We start from the raw sequence: 22,312 nt of genomic DNA on the forward strand, positions 1-22,312 counted from the left end.
CTGCCGCGGCGGCCCAGTCGATGTCGCCGATGCGCGGCGAGGTCAACAGTTTCACCGACGTCTTCGCGGTCCGCGTCTTCCCGGCCAATCCATACGACCAGAAGATCAAGATCGAAATCCACGTCTACGATCAGGATTTCCAGCCGGTGGACGCCCGGATATTACCGGCTGCCTTCCAGCTGGGTGCCCAGGCCTCCCGTCCTGTCCTTGTGGTCGTGCCCTTCGGCGGCGCTGCCGAACGTAAAGTACGTATCTGTACCGAAAGCATCCCCTTCCCCAACCAGCAGACGCAGATAAGGGCGCAGATATGCGGAAAGTTCTTTGGGCACCGCAAGTCCTGACGCTGGCACTCGCGGTTGCTGTCACAGGCACCGTTGCAACGCAGGCCCAGGACCAGATCTACAATCTCAACCAGAACGAGAACGGCTTTAATTTGCCCGGTGTCACCTTGCCCCAGGGCCAGGACGAGGTCCATGCCGCGGACGGCACCACTTGCCGTTCCGCCGTTTCTGGTTCCGGTGCCTATGTCGATCTCGGTGTTATCAGAGGCAACAACCAGACGGACAATGGCGTCGCGACCTATGGCCGGGTGGTGATCCCGATCGGGCGCACGCCGAAACGACTCGATTGCAGCCGCCTCTACGAACTGGAGGTCCAGCGCCTGCAGCTGGAGCTGAAACTGCTCAAAATGGGCCTCGGCGGCAACGGCCCGACGGGAAGCGTGGCCACGAGTGCTCCCGCCACCGCGGCCGCATCGCCTGGATGGGCCAACGAAGGCTGGACCATCAGGACCGGAAACAGCGATGGCAAGAAAAAGAAGAAGAAATAGTCTGGCGTGGTTTGCGGTGGCGGCTTTTGCCGGCGTCAGCCAGCCGGCGATGGCGGCGATCATCGGCACTTGCACCATCGTGGTCGGGGCTTCGGGAACGATGACCGCAAATCCCGCCATCGGCATGCTGAGCTCGAAACAGGCGGGCGGGTCGAGCGCGAGCGCCACCATCGTGGCGAGCTCGCTTCTGTGCACCCTGCTGAACCTGCTGGACTGCTATTCGGTTTCGGCGCCGGCGCCCGCCGCGTTCTCGTCCGCGCCGAGCGGCGGCGGCACCAATGTCACCTTCGCCTCGGTCTTCCGCCTCGATGGCTCGGCGGTCGACATCAACGGAAGCGTGCCGCAAAGGGTCACCAACGGCACCCACGCCCTGCAGGTCGATCTCACCGCCACCAAGTCGAGCGGTGTATTTCCCGCAGGCACCTATCAGGGCATCGTCACCGTGCTCTGCGAGTGAGGCGACAAATGGCCTTTTGATATCCATATGGTCTGGCAAGTCATCGCATGACGCGCTAGCTTCCAGCGCAACCGGGGTGACGGCGCATCGATACGGATGCGCCCGCGCACCTCGCCATCTTCGATCCACATCGTGCTTCCCGAAAGTCGATCCTGATTTCCGGCCAGCGCTGGCAGGGAGGCATTTTCTTGATAGTCGTCGTCGGCTCGATCAATCTCGACCTTATCGCCAAAGTCGACCGCTTGCCGAGCCCCGGCGAGACGGTGAGCGGTTCCGGTTTCTCGACGGCGCCTGGCGGCAAGGGCGCCAACCAGGCGCTGGCCGCCGCGCGCGCCGGCGTCCCGGTGCGCATGGTCGGTGCCGTCGGCAAGGACAGTTTCGCCGGCGAGGCGCTGGCATTGCTGCGCGAGGCCAAGGTCGACCTGTCGGGCGTGGGCGAAACCTTTGCCTCGACCGGAACGGCTTTGATCATGGTCGGTGCCGATGGCGAGAACATCATCGCCGTGGTCCCCGGCGCCAATGCGTCCGTGGTGCCCGGCGACCTTTCCAAGGCCTTCCTGAAAAAGGGCGACGTCGTGCTGCTCCAGCACGAGATCCCGCTGGCCACCGTCGATGCGGCGCTCGACCAGGCGCGGGCCGCCGGCGCTGTCACCGTGCTCAACACCGCTCCTTTCCAGGCCGATGCGGCGGCTTTCCTCGGCAAGGCCGATTATGCCGTCGCCAACGAGACCGAGTTCGACCTCTATGGCGAGGCGCTGGCGCTGAACGGCCGCGACCGTGCCGCACGCATGCGCGACTTCGCCGCGAAAACCGGCCGCGCCATCGTCGTCACCCTCGGCGGCGACGGGGTCATGGCGGCGACGCCGAGCGATTTCCTGACCGTTGCGGCCATGAAGATCACGCCCGTCGACACCGTCGGCGCCGGCGACACCTTTTGCGGCTACTTCGCTGCCAGCCTTTCGGCCGGCATGGCGCTCGACAAGGCACTGGCGCGTGCCGCTACGGCCGGCTCGCTGGCATGTCTGAAACCCGGTGCCCAGCCGTCGATCCCGCTGGCCAAGGATGTCGATCAGGCCTTGCAGGAAGTCAGCTGAAATGATGCGCCCCGAGACGAAACACGCCGTGCCGCCGGCCGGCGATATCTGCCGCCTGTCCGCCGTCGAGCTTGCCGGCGCCATTCGCCGCAGGAAACTGTCCGTGCGCGAGGTGGTGACGGCCTTCCTCGACCGCATCGAAGCGGTCAACCCGCTGGTCAACGCCATCGTCTCGTTGCGCGATCGCGGCGATATCCTGCGCGAGGCCGATGCAGCCGATGCCGGGCAGGCGAACGAAACCGGGACGCTCTTCGGCCTGCCCATCGCCATCAAGGATCTCGCCTCGACGACCGGGCTCAGGACCTCCTTCGGCTCGCCGATCTTCGCCGATTTCGTGCCGCAGGAAGACGATTTCTTCGTCGAGCGCATCCGCAACGCCGGCGCCATCATTATCGGCAAGACCAATGTTCCCGAATTCGGGCTCGGCTCCAACACCTACAACAATGTCTTCGGGCCGACGCTGAACGCCTTCGATCCAGCCCTCACCGCCGGCGGTTCGAGCGGCGGTGCAGCGGTGGCGCTGGCGCTCGACATGGTGCCCGTCGCCGATGGCAGCGACTTCGGCGGCTCGCTGCGCAATCCCGCAGGATGGAACAATGTCTATGGTTTCCGGCCGTCGCAAGGGCTTGTGCCTGCCGGACCCGATCTTGAGGTCTTCCATGCGCAGATGGGCGTCGAGGGCCCGATGGCCCGCAACGTCGCCGACATGGCGCTGCTGCTCGACGTGCAGGCGGGCTACCATCCGCAAGCGCCCCTGTCCTATGAGAAACCGGGTTCCTTCCTCGAAGGGCTTGCATCGCCCTCGACCGGCGGCCGCATCGCCTGGCTCGGCGATCTCGGCGGCCATCTGCCGATCGAAGCGGGCATTCTCGACCTGTGCCAGGCGGCACTCGGCCGGTTCGCCGACCAGTCCTTCGCCGTTGAACCATTGCTGCCGGACTTCGACTTCGAAGCGCTGTGGCAGGCCTTCGTGACGCTGCGCCAGGCCAGCAGTGGCTGCGCCCTCAAGGTCCACTACGACGATCCCTCCAGACGCGGCCTCCTGAAGCCGGAAGCCCTCTGGGAAATCGAGAACGCCATGCGGCTGACGGCACCGCAGATCCGCGCGGCCTCGGTCGTGCGCACCTCATGGCATCGGATGTTGCTGTCGATCTTCGACCGCTTCGATCTGATCGCCCTGCCCACCGCGCAGGTCTTCCCTTTCGAGGTCGGCACGCACTGGCCAAGCGTGGTCGCGGGACGGTCGATGGACAGCTATCACCGCTGGATGCAGGTTTCCGCCTTCGCAACGCTTGGCGGCTGCCCGGCGGTTAATGTACCGGTCGGCTTCGACGACATGGGCCGGCCGATGGGCATGCAGTTGATCGGCCGGCCGCGCGGCGACCTCGCGGTGCTGAGGGCGGCCGCCGCCTATGAGACGACACTGCCTTGGCCTGCCGGCGCCTGACGCGCGTGCAAAGGCCCGGCTTTTCGTCTCTGGCTTGCGCAGAGGCCGCCGCCATGCATTGATTGCCGCCCGCCACGCCGCATTGGCGGCATTTTGAGGAAAAATCATGTCGCTGGAACTCTACGCCGCCTATGTTCTCGCCTGCATCGTCATCATCCTGGTGCCGGGACCGACCGTCACGCTGATCATCGCCAACAGCATCCGCCATGGAACCCGCGCCGGCCTGGCCAATGTCGCGGGCACGCAGGCCGGGCTTGCCATCATGATCGCCATCGTCGGCATCGGCCTCAACACGCTGATCGCGGGCATGGGCCACTGGTTTGAATGGGTCAGGCTGATCGGCGCCGCCTACCTGATCTGGATGGGCGTGCAGATGTTCCGTTCCAAGGGCACGCTGAATGCCGACGGAACGGCGAGAAAGCCGCGCGGCGGCTTCTTCCTGCAGGGCCTGCTGGTGGCGCTCAGCAATCCCAAGACCCTGGTGTTCTTCGGCGCCTTCTTCCCGCAGTTCATCGCGCCGCAAGGCAATTATTCGTTGCAAATCGCCGTCATGGGCCTCACCGCCATGATCTTCGCCGCCATATCGGATTCGACCTACGCGCTCGCCGCCGGCCGCGCAGGGCGCCTGCTGTCGGCCAGCCGCATCAAGCTCATGTCCAGGATCAGCGGCAGCTTCCTCGTCGGCGGCGGCCTCTGGCTGGCGTTTTCGAGATCGAAGTAACTGCGTCAATCGCCTTTTTTGCAGCGACATATCGAAGTGCCTCGACTGTACGCCTTCATACGACGACACGCGGATATCGATTGACGACGATGTCAGCCGACCGCATCTTGTCGGCTCGCTCATTCCCATTGAGCGGCAACATCACAAGCAGGGCGCCGACACCCATCGACTGCTCGATGGGTGAAGACGCGTGCTCACGAAGTGTGCTCTGACGTCAGTTGAGCCGCCCGAGCCGCTCGACCAGCAGCGCGAAGAAGCCGTCATGGTCGATGTCGCGCATCACCATGGCGTTCTTTTCCCGCCTGGTGACGCCCCACCAGTCGATCACGGTCATGCCCATGGTCAGTTCCGAGGCGGTCTCCACGCTGACATTGCAGTTGCGGCCCTTGAACAGTTCCGGCTTCAAGAGATAGGCGATGACGCAGGGGTCGTGCAGCGGGCCGCCATCGGTGCCGTACTTGCCCTCGTCGTAGCGCTCGAAGAATTCCAGCATCTCGGCGGTCGCGATGCCGACCTTGGTGCCGAGCGCGCGAAAGGCCTGCGTGCGCTTGGTGGTAGTCAACGCCTTGTGGGTGACGTCGAGCGGCATCATCACGATCGGGATGCCGGACTTGAACACCAGATCAGCGGCCTGCGGATCGACATAGATATTGAATTCGGCCGCCGGCGTGACGTTGCCGCCCTCGAAGAAGCCGCCGCCCATCAGCACGATTTCCTTGATGCGCGGCGCGATTCTCGGCTCGCGAATCAGCGCCAGCGCGACGTTGGTCAGCGGCCCGAGCGGGCAGAGCGTGATGGTGCCGCTTTCTTCCTTCATCAGCGTCTCGACGATGAAGTCGACGGCATACTGCTCCTGCAGTTTCATCGTCGGTTCGGGCAACTGCGGGCCGTTGAGACCAGTCTTGCCATGCACTTCCTCGGCGGTGACCAGTGTGCGCGCCAAAGGACGGATGGCGCCGGCATAGACCTTGACCTCCGGGCGACCGGCCAGTTCGCAGATCTTGCGGGCATTCTTCTCGGTAAGCTTCAGCGGCACGTTGCCGGCAACGGCGGTGATGCCGGCGATCTCCAGTTCGCTGCTGCCGAGCGCCAAGAGAATGGCGACGGCATCGTCCTGGCCGGGATCGGTGTCGATGATGATCTTGCGGGGTTGGGGCATTTCAATTCCTTGTTTGGGAGGCCGTGAGCTCACCGGATCGATCGCACACTGAAGGGCGACCGCAGGGCTTCTCCTTGCATCCGCGCGTCGTTTCAAGCGCCATGTCGATTATTCCTGTGAGTCCAAGGCCTGGTCTTTTTGGGCGGGTCTTGTGGTGGCTTGAACTTGGTCTCGGGGCGGACCATATCAAGGCCATCGGGAAAAATGCCATCCGGGTTTTTCCAGTTTATGTCGCTCTTGAGAGGACAGTGTAACATGAGCCGAATGACGCCTTTCTCCAGCCCGCTTCTCCTTGGTTTCGACGCCATGGAAAAGACCTTGGAGCGCCTGGCGAAATCCGGTGACAGCTACCCTCCCTATAACATCGAGCGCCTCAGCGGCACCGACGGCAAGGCCGAAAGGCTGCGCATCACGCTCGCCGTCGCCGGCTTCGCCGAAAGCGATCTCGATGTGACGACGGAGGAAAACCAGCTGGTCGTGCGCGGTCGTCAGACCGACGACACCGAGCGCGAATTCCTTCATCGCGGCATTGCCGCGCGCCAGTTCCAGCGCTGTTTCGTGCTGGCCGACGGCATGCGGGTGATCGCGGCGGAGCTGAAGAACGGCCTTTTGTCGATCGACCTCGATCGGCCGGAGTCCGAACGGCTGGTACGGAAAATAAATATATCGGTGAAAGACTGATCTTTACCGATGGCTCTCATGCGGGATGGCCTTGAGCGGCGTCCTCGCGCCAAGGAGGCTTGAAATGACCAGAACTGACGAGAATATCACCATGACCAGCGGTGAATTCGCCCATCTCGGCGAAGGCTCGGTCGCTTATCTGCGCAAGGTCTCGAGCGATGAGTTGCTCGGCCGCTTCCCCAACATCGGTGAAATCGCGCCCGGCCTGGAACTGTGGGCGCTGTTTGCCGCCAATGGCCAGCCGATCCTGCTTTCCGACGCGCGTGACCGCGCGCTGGCCGGCGCCATGGAAAACGACCTGACCACCGTCGCCATTCACTAAAGGCGACCGGTTGGCTGAAACGAAAAGGGCCGCTCGCGGCGGCCCTTGGCAGGCATTTTCAAAATACAGCTTCAGGCGGCGTGCGAGGCCTGCGTGTCCGACAACAGCGCGTGGATCGCCGCGGCGTCGCGCGTCCCCCTGATCTTGGCTACCGTGTCGGCGTCGCGCAGCACGCGCGCGATGCGCGACAAGGCCTTCAGATGATCGGCGCCCGCCCCTTCAGGCGCCAGAAGCAGAAACACCAGATCGACAGGCTGGTCGTCCAGCGACTCGAAATCGACCGGCGTTTCCAGCCGCGCGAAAACACCGGCGATGCGCTTCACCCCGGCGAGCTTGCCATGCGGAATGGCGATGCCATTGCCGACACCCGTCGAGCCAAGCCGCTCACGCTGCAGGATGGTGTCGAACACTTCCCGCTCCGGAATGCCCGAAATCGCCGCCGCCCGTTCGGAAAGCAATTGCAGAAGCTGCTTCTTGGAGTTCGCCTTCAACGCCGGCAAAATCGCCGGAACGCTGATAAGATCGCTCAGATCCATGCTTGAAAATCCCTTGTTCGCCTGCCGTGGCCAGTCCCCACCCCTCGTGCGGCTGGCTTTTATCCCTGCGCGACCTTGGTCGTGGACGGGTCGATCCAGCCAATGTTTCCGTCGGGCCTGCGATAGACGATATTGAGATGGTCGGTTCCGGCGTTGCGGAAAACGAACACCGGACTGTCCTTGGTATCGAGCTCGATGACCGCCGAGGCCACCGACATGGTCTTCAGCGTCAGGGTCGATTCGGCAACGATGGCCGGCGCGAAATCCTCCGGGATCTCCTCGTCGTCATCGGCGAGCGGCGCCATCACCGTATAGGCGATGTCGGTCATTTCGCCATTGGCGTTGCCCGAATTGTGCGATTTGAGACGGCGCTTGTAGCGCCGAAGCCGGGTCTCCAGCCGATCGGCCGCGGCCTCGAAGGCCAGGGTCGGATCCTGGGCATCGCCCGTGGCCTGCAGCGAGGCGCCGGAATCCAGCCGGATCATGCAATCCGCCGAATAGCGCGAGCCCGATTTGATGACGGTGACGTGTCCCGCAAAGCCGCGATCGAAATATTTGCCGATCGCTTCGCCGACACGATCGTTGATGCGTGTGCGGAACGCATCGCCGATATCCATGTGTTTTCCCGATATGCGCAGATTCATCTGAAAACTGACCTTCCTTGCTCAGGCTTCAAACTTGCCCGAGTTTATACTCGTGATCCGTGCGCACAAGCTTTGCGGCGTCACTCGCGCCGATTTAAATCCGAACTTTCCGGTTGATCACAAGCCGCCTTTTTGACCGTCCCGAAGCCATTGTCGTGACGGACCATCCGCTAGCGGGCATCGGGCCCGTCTCATGCGGGCGGGCTTCTAGCCACTTCCCCGCGGCTTGTCAATGAAGCTCGAAAGCTGTGGAAAATCGCAGGCGCCTAGCGCCCGGCGCTGGCCAGCGCCCGTTTCTCGCGCCGGCGCTGCACGGAAGACGGAATATTCATGCCTTCCCGGTACTTGGCGACCGTGCGCCGGGCGATATCGACGCCGTTCTCCTTGAGCATGTCGACGATCGCGTCATCCGAAAGCACATCGACGGGTTTCTCCTCGTCGATCAGCTGCTTGATGCGGTCACGCACCGCTTCCGAGGAATGCGCGTCGCCGCCGCCCGACGCGGCGATCGAGGCGGTGAAGAAATAGCGCAGTTCGAACACGCCGCGCGGGGTCAGCATGTACTTGTTGGCGGTGACCCGGCTGACGGTCGATTCGTGCATGCCGATGGCGTCGGCCACCGTGCGCAAATTGAGCGGCTTCAGCTGGCGCACGCCGTGGACCAGGAACGCATCCTGCTGGCGCACGATTTCCGAGGCCACTTTGAGGATCGTCTTTGCCCGCTGGTCGAGGCTGCGCGTCAGCCAGTTGGCGTTCTGCAGGCATTCGGCCAGGAAATCCTTTTCCGCCTGGTTCTTCGCCTGCGGCGACACCTGGGCGAAATAGATATGGTCGACCAGCACGCGCGGCAGCGTTTCGGCGTTGAGTTCGACGGTCCAGCTGCCGTCATTGGCCGCGCGCACCTCGACATCGGCGACGATGGCGTCGCTGGCGCCGCCCGAAAACGCCATGCCCGGGCGTGGATCGAGTGCCCGGATCTCAGCCAGCATGTCGAGCAGATCCTCCTCGTCGACGCCGCAGATCCGCTTCAGAGTCTGGAAATCACGCCGTGCCAAGAGCTCGAGATTGGCGACCAGGGCCTTCATCGCCGGGTCGAGACGGTCGCGCGCCGCAAGCTGCAGCGAAAGACATTCAGCAAGATCGCGGGCGAACAGGCCGGTCGGCTCGAAGGTCTGGCACACCGCCAGCACCTTGGCCACGCTGGCTGCATCGATGCCCAGGCGCGCGGCGATCTCCTCCATATCAGCCCTGACATAGCCGGCCTCGTCCAGGCCATCGGCCAGTTCGCCTGCGATCAGCCGCGCCGCGGGATCGACGAAGGCGAGGGCGACCTGCTCGCCGACATGATCGCGCAAGGTGATGGCGCCCGACGCCATGTCGCCGGCGTCGAGCCCCTCGGACGAGGAGCCGCCGCCACTGCCTGAAGCCGATTTCCATTGCGCCGTCAGGTCGGGTCCGAGCCGCTCGCTGGTGCCGGGATCGTCGGGAAACAGGTTCTCCAGCGACGTATCGAGTTTTTCCGAGATCGCCTCGGCGCTCCACCCTGCCTCGTTCTCGAACCAGTCGCCCTCGGCGGCCGCTGGCGGCTCTGCCTCGATCTTCTGCGCCTGGTCGCTCGCGGCGTCATCCTGCGGCTCGGCGCGCTCCAGAAGCGGGTTGCGCTCGATCTCCTCGTCGATGAAGTGCTCAAGCTCGACATGGGTGAACTGCAGCAGCCGAATCGACTGCATCAGCTGCGGCGTCATCACCAGCGACTGAGACTGTCTGAGCTGAAGTTTCGCCGCCAACGCCATGCTTCGGTTTCAAACGCCTCCTGTACGCGTCCGGGCCTTCCGAAATGAATTCGGCAGCCGGCCATACAAACTGGCCCGGCTTTTGCTTGTCAAGGCAAAGCCTAGCAAGAGCCGCTTACCGGAGCGTTATCCCGGAGCAAAATCGCGAAAAATCAGCCCGCGGCACGCAAAAAATCGTGCCAGGAAACAAATTTCACGCCTGAGGCAAATTTCCGGAAACGGTCCTCCGCCCGGAATTGCATGAGAAAACGATCAGAGCGTAAAGCCCTCGCCGAGGTAAAGCCGCCGCACATCCGGGTTCGCCACCACTTCATCGGCGCGGCCATGGGTCAGCACCTGGCCGGCATGGATGATGTAGGCACGGTCGATCAGCCCGAGGGTCTCGCGCACATTGTGGTCGGTGATGAGGACACCGATGCCGCGCGCCGTCAAATGGCGCACCAGTTGCTGGATATCGGCGACGGCGATCGGATCGATGCCGGCAAACGGCTCGTCGAGCAGCATGTAGGCCGGGCGCGTCGCCAGCGCGCGTGCGATTTCCAGGCGCCGCCGCTCGCCGCCGGAGAGCGACATGGATGGCGCCTTGCGCAGGTGGCTGATGTGGAATTCCTCGAGCAGTTCGTCAAGATTGCGCTCGCGCGCATTGCGGTCCTTTTCGACCACTTCCAGCACGGCGCGGATATTCTGCTCGACATTGAGGCCTCGGAAGATCGATGCCTCCTGCGGCAGATAGCCGATGCCGAGGCGCGCACGGCGGTACATCGGCATCGAGGTGACGTCGAAGCCGTCGATCTCGATCGTGCCTTCATCCACCGGCACCAGGCCGGTAACCATGTAGAAACAGGTCGTCTTGCCGGCGCCATTGGGGCCAAGCAGGCCAACGGCCTCGCCGGCACGCACGCCAAGCGTGACGCCGCTGACGACCTTGCGACCCTTGTAGCTTTTGGTCAGGCCCTTGGCGATCAAGGTTCCCTTGAACTTCGTCTTGTCGACGGTGATCGTGGCCGGAGCCGAAACCTTGGCCGCGGCGCGTCCCGGAAGACGCGCCGTCAGCGATGACAGACTGGCCATCAGGGGTTCGTCGCTCCCGCCTTTGGCGCATCCGATTTCGGCGGGGTCATCGACATGATGACACGTCCCCCGCAACCATCGACGTTGGCCAGGCCAGTCTTCATTTGCACGGTCAGCTTGCAGCCCTTGAGCACGTTGGGGCCTTGCGACAGCACCACTTCCTTGCCGGACAGGACCAGCACCTGCGTCTTCATGTCGAAGGTGCCATTGTCGCCGGTCGCAACCTGGTCATCCGACTTGATGTAGACCTTGCTGCTGACTTCGAGGTGATCGATGTTGGCGGAGCCGGTCATCGCGGCACCCGCCGCTTCGGTACCTTTGGCTGCCGCGTTGGGATCCTTGACGTAATAGACCATCATCTTGCCGGCCTTGAGCAGCGTTGGGCCCTGGACGACAGTGACGTTGCCGGTGAACACGGCGACGTTCTCGGCCTGCCGCACCTCCAGCTTGTCGCTTTCGATCTGGATTGGCTTGTCGCCGGACAATTTGAGCCCGGACTGGCTGCTGGCACCCGACTGCGCCAGCGACGGCACAAGGCCCAGCAGGAGCAGCGCCGAAGTTGCGGCCGCAAGCCGTGTCGAACTATTGTGCCACATTCGATTCTTCGCCCTTTGCCTCAGCCGCCTTCACGCTGGCGGGATCGATGTTGACGCGCACCCTCTTCTCGAACACCAGGATCTTGCCATTGTCCTGGACCGACAGGGAATCCGCCGTGATTTGCGACCCGCCACTGCTGACGTCGACGGGGTCGTCCGTCTTCATAGTGCCTTTGCCCATGTCGAGGAAGACCGATTTGAACTTGGCTTGCATGCCGTCGGTCGTGGTGATCATGACGTCGCTGGTCATTTTCATCGTATTGCCGTCGCGATCGTAGGTACCGTGCGAGGCTTTGATGGCAGCGACATTGTCCGGCCCGACCGGCACCTTGGCGTCTATGCCTTCGAGCTCGATGATGCCTTGCGTGTTGACATCCTGGATCGCCCGCAGGGCCGTCATCGAATAGGGCTGCTTCTGCTTGGTGAAACCGTTGAGCTTGGGATTGGCCATCACCAGCTTGCCGTTGGAAAAGGCGGCGCCTTCCGACTGCACGGCGACCGAGACGGGGGCGGCCAGATAGGAATAGATCGGGAAGGCGACGGCGATCAGCGCCGCGGCCAGGGGCACGGCGAATTTGAGCACGCGCACGCGGCGCGAATGACGCTGTGCGCGGTCGAACGCATCGCCCCGCGTCCAGCCATCCGACGGGGGAGCCAACGCCGTCTCGGGGCTGGTCGGTTCATTCGATCGCGCTAACATGACTGCTTTCTTCTAGACCCTGCCCGCCAAGGAACACCGCCTATAGGTGGGGGGCCGGCACTCTCAAGCAAGCACAAGCCCACGAAAACCGCAAAAATGTGACAACTGTGGTTGTACAAACGAAAACGAGGTCGGCACAACAGCCGGTACTTGATAGCAGAAATGGGCGCGCCTGCGCCGTTTTTTCACCATCTCTGCTCCTCCCTTACCTTGCGTCCCTTGCGCAGGCCAGTCACAAAAAGGACAGTGTTGGGATCGCCGCGGGCGGATTGCCGCGCCGTCGGCAAGACGGAACTGCTTCCCGATGAAGACATCATGGTCTAAAAGCGTCTCTTCCCGCCGACTGTGAGGCTGACCATGGCATTGAGAGCCGACGACCTGATCGACCGCCGCCGTTTGCGGCGCAAGCTGACATTCTGGCGTGTTGCGGCCATCGGCATCGTGGCCCTCGGAGTGATCGCGCTGTCGGCCTGGTTCTATCGCGACGATCTCGGCGGCTCGGCTGTCGACCATATCGCCAAGGTCAGGATCGAAGGCACGATCACCGAGGACGATGAACTGATCAAGCGACTGGAAGACATCCGCAAATCGTCGAAGGTGAAGGGAGTGATCCTCGCGATCGATTCACCCGGCGGCACCACCGTGGGCGGTGAATCGATCTATGAGGAAGTGCGCAAGGTCGCCGCCGACAAGCCGGTGGTGGCCGAAGTCGGCACGCTCGCCGCATCGGCCGGCTATATGATCGCAAGTGCGGCCGACCACATCGTCGCCCGCAAGACCTCGATCGTCGGCTCGATCGGCGTGCTGATCCAGTATCCCGACGTCAGCGGCCTGATGGACAAGCTCGGCATCAAGCTGGAGGAAGTGAAATCTTCGCCGCTCAAGGCTTCCCCTTCTCCCTTCAAGCCGACCAATGACGACGAGCGCGCCATGGTCCGCAAGCTCATCCTTGACAGCTACGACTGGTTTGTCGGCATCGTCGCCGAACGCCGCAAGATGACCCACCAACAGGCGCTGGCGCTTGCCGACGGATCGATCTTCACCGGCCGCCAGGGTGTCGCCAACGGGCTGATCGATGCAGTCGGCGGCGAAACCGAGGCGATCGACTGGCTGGCGACCAAGGGTGTCGACGCCAAGCTCAAGGTGGTCGAATGGAAGGACACGGAGCGGCGCGGCAGCTTCCTGTGGTCGAAAGCCATGGTAAAAACGGTGGGCAGCGCGCTTGGCCTGTCCGACTACAGCAGCGATGTCATCCACGAACTTGGCGCCGACCGCTTGTTTCTTGACGGCCTCGTTTCTGTCTGGCACCCTTGAGCGCGGTTTGGGACAGCTGAAAAAGCCAATAAAATCATCCTCATAATTTCGACCGAACTGCTTTCACGGGGACCCGTCTGATGATCAAGTCCGAACTTGTGCAGATTATTGCCACGCGCAATCCGCATCTTTTCCTGCGCGACGTCGAAAACATCGTCGGCGCGATCTTCGACGAAATCACCGACGCTCTCGCCGAGGGCAACCGGGTCGAGTTGCGCGGCTTCGGGGCTTTTTCGGTGAAAAACCGCCCCGCCCGCACCGGCCGCAATCCGCGCACAGGCGAATCCGTCGAGGTCGAGGAGAAATGGGTGCCGTTCTTCAAGACCGGCAAGGAACTGCGCGAAAGGCTGAACGGCGGCAAGTAGGCGCGGCGCCAGCGCCAGGTTCCGACGGAAAACATAATGCTCAATCGTTTCATGCTCATCGTGGTCTTCGTGCCCCTGGCGATCATCCTGATCGCACTGGCCGTCGCCAACCGCGAACTCGTCGCCTTCACGCTGGACCCGTTCAATCCCGGCAATCCGAAACTGACGCTCACCTTGCCGCTGTTCATCTTCCTGTTCCTGGCACTTGCCATCGGCATGATCGTCGGCAGCTTGGCGACCTGGGTCAAGCAGGGCCGCTACCGCAAACTGGCGCGCCAGCGCGGCGTCGAGGCGGAAAGCCTGCGCCAGGCGGTCAGCCGCGCGCCCTCGGTGCCGCAAGGATCCGCTCAAGGATCGGCCCAAGGGTCAGCCCAAGGGTCAGCATTGCCAAAACCGACCAGTTGAGCCGCCGGCCGGCGCCTTTCGTTCCACGGAGCCATCCATGCTGACCATTTCGGCCGCCGAGGTCGATCATGCGCTGACCTTTCCTGGATTGGTCGAGACATTGCGCACGGCATTCCGCGAGGGTGCGGTGCAACCGGTCAGGCATCACCACACGGTCGAACGGCCCGATGGTGCCGCCTCGACCTTGCTGCTGATGCCGGCATGGACCGATTTCAACGCCACCGGGACGTCTTCCAGTGGCCATATCGGCGTCAAGATCGTCACCGTCTCACCCGACAACAACGCCATCGGCAAGCCCGCCGTGATGGGGCTCTATCTCCTGCTCGACGGCGCAACGGGCGAACCGGAAGCCCTGATTGACGGCCAGCGGCTGACACAGTGGCGCACCGCCTGCGCCTCGGGGCTGGCGGCGTCATACCTTGCCCGCGACGATGCCTCGCGGCTGCTTGTGGTCGGCGCGGGCGCCCTGTCGCCGTTCCTGGCCAAGGCCCATTCGGCCGTGCGGCCGATCAAAACCATCCGCATCTGGAACCGCACCCCGGCAAACGCCGAGAGAGTCGCAGCCGGTTTGCGCGCCGACGGTTTTGCGGCCAGCGCCGCGACCGACCTCGATACCGAGCTTGGTGAGGCCGATATCGTTTCCTCGGCGACCATCACCACAACGCCGCTGATCAAGGGCGCGCTGTTGCGGCCAGGCACCCATGTCGACCTGGTCGGCGGCTTCACCCCGACGATGCGTGAAAGTGATGACGACGCCATCGCCCGCGCCCGAGTCTATGTCGACACCCGCGCCGGCGCCACCAAGGAAGCCGGCGACATCGTCCAGCCGCTGGCCTCAGGCGTGCTGAAGCCGGACGCCATCGTCGCCGACCTGCACGGCCTGGCGCGCGGCCAGAAGAAAGGCCGTGGGAGCGCCGACGAGATCACGCTGTTCAAGTCGGTTGGCGCGGCGCTCGAGGACCTCGCAGCCGGCATCGCCGTTTATAAGGCGCTGAAGGCCTAGCGGGGCGGCGCGTTCGGGTCCGGGCAATCAGGGTTTGACCACTCCGGACATGGAGAGATCCGACCGCCCACGCGGCCATAACGTTCCGCCAGTTTTGCGAACCCGTAGGCGAACGCGAAAACAAGCGCCAGCACAACCACTATTCGAACTGCCATAAGGCGATTGTAGCCATATCAGGCCGCGACAGACACGGCTTTCGTAGCCACAAGCATGGGCGCCACCGACAACAGTCCGCGATGGCGAAGAAGATGGGTGGCTGACCAACCTCAGCAGCGCCCGATTTAACCTTCCGGTGTCTCTGGCCGGCTGCACACCATAGCGGGCCATTTCCGCACCCGACCTTGTCACGTAACGACTAGCGCGCCGACTGCTTTTTTGGCCTGTGATGCGGCGGCACTAGCGGTTATCAAGCAGGATCGCCAAGTGTCTGGTTGAGGCGCTTTCCATGATCAGTTCCTCCAGACCACTGTCACCGATCGGCGAGCCGATCAGGCGACCCCTAATCACGCGGAGCGCTTCGGACAATGAAACCGCTGTGGTCTTGGCGTGATCGTCCAGATAACGGCCAACCTCAATCACGGCATCCGCATCGACGTTGGATGGCAATTCTCGCATGGCACCCTCCGGCCGCATCCGAACCTTGCTGTCCAAAACTATCGCGCTGATTGGCCAGGGAGTCGATGGCGACTAGGTCGTAAACTCATAAACGATACAGACTGAGGCGTCCCAGCTTGTCGCCGGTCGGCTTACCGTTCATGGTCGCGCGATGGACCATGCTCGCTCGGATTTCCTTCCCGATGAGGTGACCGCCGCCGATCTAAGCGGGTGGGCGGACGTTTTGCCAGCGCGATGCCTTGTCGTGGGAGCCAACCTATTCGCCGACATATTTTTAGCTGATGCCAACGGTGCAGTTCACATGCTGGAAGTGTCTGCGGCTTCGATCACAAAGATCGCTGCTTCTAAGGAGGAGTTTCGTCAGCGGTGCATCAATGATGAAGATGGTTGGTTGTTGCGCCCGCTGGTGGATCAGTGCCGGTCGGCGGGGATGAACCCAACCGCCTCCCAGTGCTACGCCTTCACGACGCTCCCCCTGTTCGGTGGAGAGTATAAGACCGACAACATCTGGATGTGCTCGTGGAGTGAGTGGATCAGCTATACGGCCTCGATCTACACGCAGACCAAGGACCTGCCGGACGGCACCCCGGTTTCGATCAGCGTTGTCGATTGAAAGGCTTGCCCGAGCCGAGAGAAGCTGATTCAGCGTCGGCATGAGCCGATATGATCTGACCGACTTCGAATGGCGCGTGATCGAGCCGCTGCTACCCAACAAATCGCGAGGCGTTCCGCGCGTCGACGACCGCCGCGTGCTGAACGGTATTTACTGGGTGCTACGATCCGGCGCGCCGTGGCGGGATCTGCCTGAGCGCTACGGGCCGCGGACCACCTGCTACAACCGGTTTGTGCGATGGCGGAAGGCAGGCGTATGGGACCGCCTGATGGACGCCATCAGCGCCGCCCACGACGGCGCCATACAGATGATCGACAGCACTTCCATCCGGGCGCACCAGCAGGCTGCGACGGCAAAAAAGGGGATCCAGATCATTGTCTCGGTCGATCGCGTGGTGGGCTCACGACGAAGATCCACGTCGTCGTCGACGCGCAAGGGCTCCCGATCCGGCTCAGCCTGACAGCAGGACAGGCACATGACGGTCAGATCGCTGATCGGCTTCTCGATCATCTTGGCCCACGCACCATCGTGCTGGCCGACAAAGCCTACGACGCCGACCGCATCCGGGAACTGATCCAGGAGCAGGGTGCCACGCCCAACATCCCGGCCAAGAGCAACCGGAAATGGAAGCCCTGCTTCAGCAAGCGGCTCTACCGCGAGCGCAACCTGATCGAACGCTTCTTCTCCAAGTTGAAGCACTTCTGTCGCGTCTCAACCCGCTATGACAAGCTCGCCGACAACTTCCTCGCTATGGTCCAGCTCGCGTCAATGCGCCTGTGGCTGCGCGCTTATGAGTCTACGGCCTAGCTTACCGCTCCCTGCATTTCGACGCCCATCGCCTGTGCGATCAGGCGAAAATCGTGATCGGTGATTTCGAACAGGCCAAAGCGCAGCTGATATCCCCAGTTCGGTTTGCCGGCGGTGAAGGCCAGCCGGTCGAGCAGCGGCTTGATCGACGCTTCTTCAGCGTTCGTCCAGTCGACATCGCGCCGGAAAGGCGTGAAGCCGCCGCCCATGTCTCCCTGATAGGGCTCGCCCTCCCGCACCGTGCCGATTGCCGTGAAAGCCTGCAAGGCATCCTTTTCGCCCAATATCGTGGTCGGCGAATAGTAGACGATGCCGTCGCCGGGTTTTATGCGACGCAGCGGCGCCGCCTTGCCGTGGTTGACCTGCATGAAGCCGTCCTTGCGGCCGCGCCGCACATGCTGCGCCGACGCAACCGCGATCCAATACGCGCTCATTTCCGTTCTCCATTGGCCTGCTGCCCGTCGGACAGCCAGTAGACACGCAGGCGATGATTGTCGGGATCGAGCGCAACGAAGGTGCGGCCGAAATCCATGTCGGTCGGCGTCTGCAGGATCTTCAAGCCGCGTCCGGACCAGTCCGCATGGGTGGCGTCGACCGCCTCCGGGGTCTCCAGCGCAAACACGATCTCGGCGCCGCCACCGGACGCCGCCGCCGCCGGCACGACCGTATGGCGCGACCAGAGACCGAGCTTGAACCCGTTGTCCAGCACGAACAGCACGAAGGTCGGCGCGCTTTCGACCGGTTCGCGACCCAGCAGCGCGCTGTAGAAGGCGCCGCTCCTGAGCGGCTGGTCGACATAGAGGATGACAAAATTCGGGGTTGCCATGACTGCTCTCCAAGCTTTCAACGTTACGACTTGGCCGATATAGAGCGAGCTACTGTCAGATTCTGGCAGTAGCCATCATGGCCCGCGCGGCCTATCGAGCGTCGCCCGCCACTCCTTGAGCAGCGCCTGGCGACGACGCGGATAGCGCGCATCGATGGCGTCGAGGGCGGATATGCGATCGGTGCGAAAATGCCGGAAATCCTGCCGCATCTCGCACCACGCCACCACCACCCGCACCTTGTCGAAGAAGCCGAGCGCGAACGGCCAGACCACACGTTGCGAAGCAGCACCCCCGGCATCGCGATAAAGAAAGCCGAGCTTGCGTTCATGGCGGATAGCCTGCCGCACGATGCCAAGATCTATGCCTTCAATGGCCGTCATCGGCGGCCCGACCAACAGGGTCGAGGCATCGAGATCCTCGCGCAGATCGTCCGGGAGCACGGCCGCGATCTTGGCCAACGCGTTGGCGGCAGCGGCTGAGAGACGCAGGTCCGGCTGCTTGGCGACCCAGCGCGAACCGAGCACGATGGCTTCGATCTCCTCGTCGGTGAACATCAGCGGCGGCAGCAAGAAGCCGGGCTTGAGCACATAACCCAGCCCTGCCTCGCCCTCGATCGGCGCGCCTTGCCCCTGCAGCGTGGCGATGTCGCGATAGAGTGTGCGGATCGAGACCCCGAGCTGATCGGCCAGCACCTGTCCGCTCACCGGCCGGCGGTGCCGGCGCAGGCACTGGATAAGGTCGAGCAGGCGTTCGGAGCGAGACATGGGGCAGATTTGCCCGTTTCTTTGACATTGGTCCATCGCTGGCCGACATGAACGGCAGAGTTGGTTGTGGCAGACTTGGTTGCACCGCCGCTGTCCTCATGCCAAAAGCGGCACGCCGCTCGGAGATACTCCCGCTTGAAGTCTTTTCGCGACAAACGCCGCGACAACCGCCCGACCGTGAAAAGCGGAACCGGTGAAGTGCGTCCGCACGAGACGCGTGGGCGGCCGGACGCCAGGCCGCGCGAACCGCGTGCCGCGAAACCGGATACCCAGTCCACACCGAATTCAGCCCCGCGCATCCTTGCCCGCCGTGACGGCGCCCTGCCCGCCGAGCAGCTTCCGCTGATTCTCGAAGTGGCGCCGAATGCAGATTATGCGCTGCTCGACAGCGGCGCGGGCCAGAAACTCGAACAATACGGCCCCTACCGCATCGTGCGGCCCGAGGGCCAGGCGATCTGGCAGAAAGCCTTGCCGGCGAGGGAGTGGGAGCGCGCCGACGCCATCTTCACCGGCGACACCGACGAAGAGGGCATCGGCCGCTGGCGTTTCCCGAAGATGCCGCTCGGCGAGACCTGGCCGATGAAGCATGACGGCATCGATTATCTCGGCCGTTTCACCTCGTTTCGCCATGTCGGCGTCTTTCCCGAACAGGCCTCGCACTGGGACCACATGGCCGGGCTGATCGCGGCGGCTAGGCGGCCGGTCAAGGTGCTCAACCTGTTCGGTTATACCGGGCTCGCCTCGCTGGTGGCGGCCCGCGCCGGTGCCGAGGTCACCCATGTCGATGCCTCGAAGAAGGCGATCGGCTGGGCGCGTGAAAACCAGGAGATGGCCGGGCTCGGCGGCAAGCCGATCCGCTGGATCGTCGACGACGCGGTGAAGTTCGCCGAGCGCGAGGAACGCCGCGGCAGCCGCTATGACATCATCCTGTTCGACCCGCCGGCCTACGGCCGTGGCCCCAAGGGCGAGGTCTGGCAATTGTTCGAGGATCTGCCTGCCCTGACCGATCTATGCCGCGCGATCCTGACCCCAAGGCCGCTTGCGGTGGTGCTGACCGCCTATTCCATCCGCGCCTCCTTCTTCGCTATCCACGCTCTGATGCGCGACACCTTCGCCGGCATGGGCGGCAGGGTTGAATCGGGTGAGCTGATCATCCGCGAAAAGTCCGCTGGCAGGGCGCTTTCGACCTCATTGTTTTCGCGTTGGGTGGCCTGAATGAACGAACGGCATGTGGGCGCACCCGGCCAGGTGAAGGAAGTCACCAGCCTCGCCAATCCGCTGATCAAGGACATCAAGGCACTCGCCCTGAAGAAATTCCGCGACCAGCAGAACGCCTTCATGGCCGAGGGGCTGAAGCTGGTGATCGATGCGCTCGACTTGGGCTGGCAGGTCAGGACGCTTGTGTTCGCCAAGGCCGGGCGCGGCAACCCGGCGGTGGAGAAGGTCGCGGCGCGCACGGTTGCCGCCGGCGGCACGGTGCTCGAAGTGTCGGAAAAAGTTCTTGTCGCCATCACCCGCCGCGACAATCCGCAAATGGTGGTCGGCGTCTTTTCGCAGAGATTCCTGGCCCTGAAGGACATCCGCGCCGACAATGGCGATGTCTGGGTGGCGCTGGACCGGGTGCGCGATCCCGGCAATCTCGGCACCGTCATCCGCACCGTCGATGCCGTCGGCGCCAAGGGCGTCATCCTGGTCGGCGACACCACGGATCCGTTTTCCGTGGAGACGGTGCGCGCCAGCATGGGCTCGATCTTCTCCGTGCCGGTGGCGAAGGCAACGACCGAGGCCTTCCTTGCGTGGCGGGGCGGCTTTTCTGGCCTTGTCGCCGGCACCCATCTGAAGGGCGCGGTCGACTACCGCTCGGTCGATTTTTCCCGTGGACCCGTGCTCCTGATGATGGGCAATGAGCAACAGGGCCTCGTTGAAAGCCTTGCGGCGAGTTGCGACCGTCTGCTCAGGATCCCGCAAGCGGGCCGCGCCGATTCGCTCAATCTCGCCGTCGCCACCGGCATCATGCTGTTCGAGATCCGGCGCGGCGCGCTGAAGCTCGAGCCAATCGCTGACCAGCAATGAAGGTTGCCCGCCCGTGAGATCATGGTCCCCCTACGCGCTGCTCGTCGTCGCGGCCATCGCCCTCGATCAGTGGATCAAGCATCTGGTCGAGACCGGCCTGCCCTTCCAGGAAAAGCTCGACCTGGTGCCGTTCCTGGCGCTGTTTCGCACCTACAACACCGGCATCGCCTTCTCGATGTTCTCCTCCTTCGGTGATACCGGCCTGGTGATCATCGCCGCTTTAGTCGTGGCTTTCGTGCTCTACCTCGCCACCCACACGCCATCGGGCCGTGTCATCGCCCGCACCGGCTTTGCCCTGATCATCGGCGGCGCGCTGGGCAATCTGATCGACCGCGCCGTCTATGGCCACGTCATCGATTACATCCTGTTCCACACGCCGGTCTGGTCCTTTGCCGTGTTCAACCTTGCCGACGCCTTCATTTCCGTGGGCGCGGCACTGGTCGTCTTCGACGAACTCATCGGCTGGCGCCGCGAGCCCAGAGCTTCGAACGCCAAGTCTTCCGAAGATTGACCCCGCGCGGCCATCGCCGCAAAGTCCAGGACGCCAAGCAAGTTCGCGGAGAAAAAGATGTCCCAAACATTCAAAGCCATCCTCGTTTCGCGCGACGCCGACAAGAAACAGTCGGTCGCCGTGACGGACCTCACCGAAGCCGACCTGATGGAGGGTGACGTCACCGTCGCGGTCGAGGCGACGACGGTGAACTACAAGGATGGATTGGCCATTACGGGCAAGGCGCCGGTGGTTCGCCGCTGGCCGCTGGTGCCGGGGATCGACTTTGCCGGCACGGTCATCTCGTCCTCCAATCCCGACTGGCGCAAGGGAGACAAGGTCATCCTGAACGGCTGGGGTGTCGGCGAGACGCATTTCGGCGCCTATGCCGGCCGCGCCCGCGTCAAGGGCGATTGGCTGGTGCCGCTGCCGGAAGGCATGCGCGTCCATGACGCAATGGCGGTCGGCACCGCCGGCTATACCGCCATGCTCTGCGTCATGGCGCTGGAGCGGCACGGCATCCTGCCCGATCGCGGCCCGGTGGTGGTGACGGGTGCCGCCGGCGGCGTCGGTTCGATCGCGGTCTCCATCCTGTCCAGCCTGGGTTACCACGTCATCGCGTCGACCGGACGCAATGCCGAAAGCCCCTATCTGATCAATCTCGGCGCCGCCGAGGTGATCTCGCGCGACGAACTCAGCCAGCCCGCCAAGCCGCTGGCCAAGGAACGCTGGGCCGGCGGCATCGATTCGGTCGGCAGCCACACGCTGGCCAATGTGCTGTCGATGACTTCCTATGGCGGCGCGGTCGCGGCGTGCGGCCTGGCCGGCGGCATGGACCTGCCGTCGAACGTGGCCCCCTTCATCCTGCGCGGCGTCTCGCTGCTCGGCATCGATTCGGTGATGGCGCCGAAGGCCGTGCGCCTCGAGGCCTGGCGGCGCATCGGCGCCGATCTCGACCTGCGGAAGCTCGCCAGCCTGTCCACGAC

General features: G+C 63.5%; 29 protein-coding genes. 18 read left to right on the forward strand and 11 right to left on the reverse strand.

Going from position 1 to position 22,312, the window contains the following annotated elements; translation table 11 throughout:
• Positions 1-20 precede the first annotated feature (20 nt).
• The 6 genes from C1D09_RS06035 to C1D09_RS06060 all read left to right on the forward strand — a co-directional run bounded on the left by C1D09_RS06035 (position 21) and on the right by C1D09_RS06060 (position 4,548).
• Positions 21-341, forward strand: coding sequence for a hypothetical protein (locus C1D09_RS06035; RefSeq protein WP_425463404.1), 321 nt, complete (start codon positions 21-23; stop codon positions 339-341).
• On the forward strand, positions 308-829 hold the full coding sequence (locus C1D09_RS06040; protein ID WP_143973449.1) for a hypothetical protein: 522 nt from the start codon (positions 308-310) through the stop codon (positions 827-829). Before C1D09_RS06035 ends, C1D09_RS06040 begins: the two co-directional genes overlap by 34 nt.
• A complete protein-coding gene (locus C1D09_RS06045) occupies positions 804-1,286 on the forward strand; it encodes a hypothetical protein (RefSeq protein WP_143973450.1) in 483 nt (160 codons plus the stop codon). Before C1D09_RS06040 ends, C1D09_RS06045 begins: the two co-directional genes overlap by 26 nt.
• Before the next feature lie 188 nt (positions 1,287-1,474).
• The gene (locus C1D09_RS06050; RefSeq protein ID WP_143973451.1) at positions 1,475-2,380 is read left to right on the forward strand and encodes a ribokinase; all 906 of its coding nucleotides are present in this window, start codon (positions 1,475-1,477) and stop codon (positions 2,378-2,380) included.
• Between the two features lies 1 nt (position 2,381).
• Positions 2,382-3,827 carry an amidase gene (locus C1D09_RS06055; protein ID WP_143973452.1) on the forward strand — a complete coding sequence of 482 codons (1,446 nt, stop codon included), beginning with the start codon at positions 2,382-2,384 and terminating at the stop codon, positions 3,825-3,827.
• A gap of 106 nt (positions 3,828-3,933) precedes the next feature.
• Complete coding sequence (locus C1D09_RS06060) at positions 3,934-4,548, forward strand: LysE family translocator (protein ID WP_143973453.1); 615 nt, start codon at positions 3,934-3,936, stop codon at positions 4,546-4,548.
• A 214-nt stretch (positions 4,549-4,762) separates the two neighbouring features.
• Here C1D09_RS06060 and C1D09_RS06065 read toward each other — a convergent pair whose 3' ends face one another.
• Positions 4,763-5,707 carry a nucleoside hydrolase gene (locus C1D09_RS06065; protein ID WP_143973454.1) on the reverse strand — a complete coding sequence of 315 codons (945 nt, stop codon included), beginning with the start codon at positions 5,705-5,707 and terminating at the stop codon, positions 4,763-4,765.
• 255 nt (positions 5,708-5,962) lie between these two features.
• Between C1D09_RS06065 and C1D09_RS06070 the strand changes: the two genes are divergently transcribed.
• Together C1D09_RS06070 and C1D09_RS06075 are read left to right on the forward strand one after the other, a co-directional pair.
• Complete coding sequence (locus tag C1D09_RS06070; RefSeq protein WP_096450220.1) at positions 5,963-6,388, forward strand: Hsp20 family protein; 426 nt, start codon at positions 5,963-5,965, stop codon at positions 6,386-6,388.
• Between the two features lie 64 nt (positions 6,389-6,452).
• Complete coding sequence (locus C1D09_RS06075) at positions 6,453-6,710, forward strand: BQ00720 family protein (protein WP_032920755.1); 258 nt, start codon at positions 6,453-6,455, stop codon at positions 6,708-6,710.
• A gap of 71 nt (positions 6,711-6,781) precedes the next feature.
• Here the strand turns inward: C1D09_RS06075 and ptsN are convergent, their stop codons facing one another.
• The 6 genes from ptsN to lptC all read right to left on the reverse strand — a co-directional run bounded on the left by ptsN (position 6,782) and on the right by lptC (position 12,050).
• Positions 6,782-7,246 carry a PTS IIA-like nitrogen regulatory protein PtsN gene (gene ptsN / locus C1D09_RS06080; protein WP_019861194.1) on the reverse strand — a complete coding sequence of 155 codons (465 nt, stop codon included), beginning with the start codon at positions 7,244-7,246 and terminating at the stop codon, positions 6,782-6,784.
• Positions 7,247-7,305: 59 nt separating this feature from the next.
• Positions 7,306-7,890, reverse strand: a complete 585-nt coding sequence (gene hpf / locus C1D09_RS06085) for a ribosome hibernation-promoting factor, HPF/YfiA family (protein ID WP_143973455.1) — start codon at positions 7,888-7,890, stop codon at positions 7,306-7,308.
• A 266-nt stretch (positions 7,891-8,156) separates the two neighbouring features.
• Positions 8,157-9,683 (reverse strand): RNA polymerase factor sigma-54, encoded by a 1,527-nt coding sequence (rpoN, locus tag C1D09_RS06090; protein ID WP_143973456.1) that lies wholly within the window; start codon positions 9,681-9,683, stop codon positions 8,157-8,159.
• A gap of 252 nt (positions 9,684-9,935) precedes the next feature.
• A complete protein-coding gene (gene lptB / locus C1D09_RS06095; protein ID WP_143973457.1) occupies positions 9,936-10,754 on the reverse strand; it encodes an LPS export ABC transporter ATP-binding protein in 819 nt (272 codons plus the stop codon).
• Positions 10,754-11,350, reverse strand: a complete 597-nt coding sequence (locus C1D09_RS06100) for an LptA/OstA family protein (protein WP_143973458.1) — start codon at positions 11,348-11,350, stop codon at positions 10,754-10,756. Before C1D09_RS06100 ends, lptB begins: the two co-directional genes overlap by 1 nt.
• Positions 11,337-12,050: an LPS export ABC transporter periplasmic protein LptC gene (gene lptC, locus C1D09_RS06105; RefSeq protein ID WP_143973459.1), complete on the reverse strand. Its 714-nt coding sequence runs from the start codon at positions 12,048-12,050 to the stop codon at positions 11,337-11,339. Before lptC ends, C1D09_RS06100 begins: the two co-directional genes overlap by 14 nt.
• Before the next feature lie 357 nt (positions 12,051-12,407).
• Here lptC and sppA point away from each other — a divergent pair, with 357 nt between their 5' ends.
• The 4 genes from sppA (at position 12,408) to lhpI (ending at position 15,137) form a co-directional block, all read left to right on the forward strand.
• Positions 12,408-13,364 carry a signal peptide peptidase SppA gene (gene sppA / locus C1D09_RS06110; protein WP_143973460.1) on the forward strand — a complete coding sequence of 319 codons (957 nt, stop codon included), beginning with the start codon at positions 12,408-12,410 and terminating at the stop codon, positions 13,362-13,364.
• 80 nt (positions 13,365-13,444) lie between these two features.
• The gene (locus C1D09_RS06115; protein WP_006200394.1) at positions 13,445-13,729 is read left to right on the forward strand and encodes an integration host factor subunit beta; all 285 of its coding nucleotides are present in this window, start codon (positions 13,445-13,447) and stop codon (positions 13,727-13,729) included.
• Between the two features lie 36 nt (positions 13,730-13,765).
• Entirely contained in the window at positions 13,766-14,134 is a 369-nt protein-coding gene (locus C1D09_RS06120; RefSeq protein ID WP_143973461.1) for a DUF1049 domain-containing protein, read from the forward strand.
• 37 nt (positions 14,135-14,171) lie between these two features.
• Complete coding sequence (gene lhpI / locus C1D09_RS06125) at positions 14,172-15,137, forward strand: bifunctional Delta(1)-pyrroline-2-carboxylate/Delta(1)-piperideine-2-carboxylate reductase (protein WP_143973462.1); 966 nt, start codon at positions 14,172-14,174, stop codon at positions 15,135-15,137.
• A gap of 396 nt (positions 15,138-15,533) precedes the next feature.
• On the opposite strand, the gene C1D09_RS06130 is transcribed toward lhpI, so the two are convergent.
• Positions 15,534-15,752 (reverse strand): hypothetical protein, encoded by a 219-nt coding sequence (locus C1D09_RS06130; protein WP_143973463.1) that lies wholly within the window; start codon positions 15,750-15,752, stop codon positions 15,534-15,536.
• A 151-nt stretch (positions 15,753-15,903) separates the two neighbouring features.
• Here C1D09_RS06130 and C1D09_RS06135 point away from each other — a divergent pair, with 151 nt between their 5' ends.
• Together C1D09_RS06135 and C1D09_RS06140 are read left to right on the forward strand one after the other, a co-directional pair.
• Positions 15,904-16,365, forward strand: a complete 462-nt coding sequence (locus C1D09_RS06135) for a T6SS immunity protein Tdi1 domain-containing protein (protein ID WP_143973464.1) — start codon at positions 15,904-15,906, stop codon at positions 16,363-16,365.
• 40 nt (positions 16,366-16,405) lie between these two features.
• Positions 16,406-17,172, forward strand: a protein-coding gene (locus tag C1D09_RS06140; RefSeq protein WP_143973465.1) for an IS5 family transposase whose coding sequence is annotated in 2 segments (ribosomal slippage) — positions 16,406-16,718 and positions 16,718-17,172 — 768 coding nt in all. Because the reading frame shifts where the segments join, the coding sequence is not laid out codon by codon here.
• On the opposite strand, the gene C1D09_RS06145 is transcribed toward C1D09_RS06140, so the two are convergent.
• From C1D09_RS06145 to C1D09_RS06155, 3 genes are all read right to left on the reverse strand, one after another.
• The gene (locus tag C1D09_RS06145; RefSeq protein ID WP_143973466.1) at positions 17,169-17,606 is read right to left on the reverse strand and encodes an EVE domain-containing protein; all 438 of its coding nucleotides are present in this window, start codon (positions 17,604-17,606) and stop codon (positions 17,169-17,171) included. The genes C1D09_RS06140 and C1D09_RS06145 overlap by 4 nt on opposite strands.
• Positions 17,603-17,998, reverse strand: coding sequence for a VOC family protein (locus tag C1D09_RS06150; protein WP_143973467.1), 396 nt, complete (start codon positions 17,996-17,998; stop codon positions 17,603-17,605). Before C1D09_RS06150 ends, C1D09_RS06145 begins: the two co-directional genes overlap by 4 nt.
• A 75-nt stretch (positions 17,999-18,073) precedes the next feature.
• A complete protein-coding gene (locus C1D09_RS06155) occupies positions 18,074-18,763 on the reverse strand; it encodes a helix-turn-helix transcriptional regulator (protein ID WP_143973468.1) in 690 nt (229 codons plus the stop codon).
• Positions 18,764-18,898: 135 nt separating this feature from the next.
• On the opposite strand from C1D09_RS06155, the gene C1D09_RS06160 reads away from it, so the two are divergent.
• The 4 genes from C1D09_RS06160 to acuI all read left to right on the forward strand — a co-directional run.
• The gene (locus C1D09_RS06160) at positions 18,899-19,978 is read left to right on the forward strand and encodes an RsmD family RNA methyltransferase (protein WP_143973469.1); all 1,080 of its coding nucleotides are present in this window, start codon (positions 18,899-18,901) and stop codon (positions 19,976-19,978) included.
• Positions 19,979-20,836 carry a TrmH family RNA methyltransferase gene (locus C1D09_RS06165; RefSeq protein ID WP_143973470.1) on the forward strand — a complete coding sequence of 286 codons (858 nt, stop codon included), beginning with the start codon at positions 19,979-19,981 and terminating at the stop codon, positions 20,834-20,836.
• A 13-nt stretch (positions 20,837-20,849) separates the two neighbouring features.
• Positions 20,850-21,347: a signal peptidase II gene (gene lspA / locus C1D09_RS06170; protein WP_143973471.1), complete on the forward strand. Its 498-nt coding sequence runs from the start codon at positions 20,850-20,852 to the stop codon at positions 21,345-21,347.
• 57 nt (positions 21,348-21,404) lie between these two features.
• On the forward strand, positions 21,405-22,312 hold a 908-nt coding region (gene acuI, locus C1D09_RS06175), incomplete at its 3' end, for an acrylyl-CoA reductase (NADPH) (RefSeq protein WP_143973472.1).

This window comes from Mesorhizobium intechi, assembly GCF_002879535.1.
Classification (GTDB): Bacteria; Pseudomonadota; Alphaproteobacteria; order Rhizobiales; family Rhizobiaceae; genus Mesorhizobium; species Mesorhizobium intechi.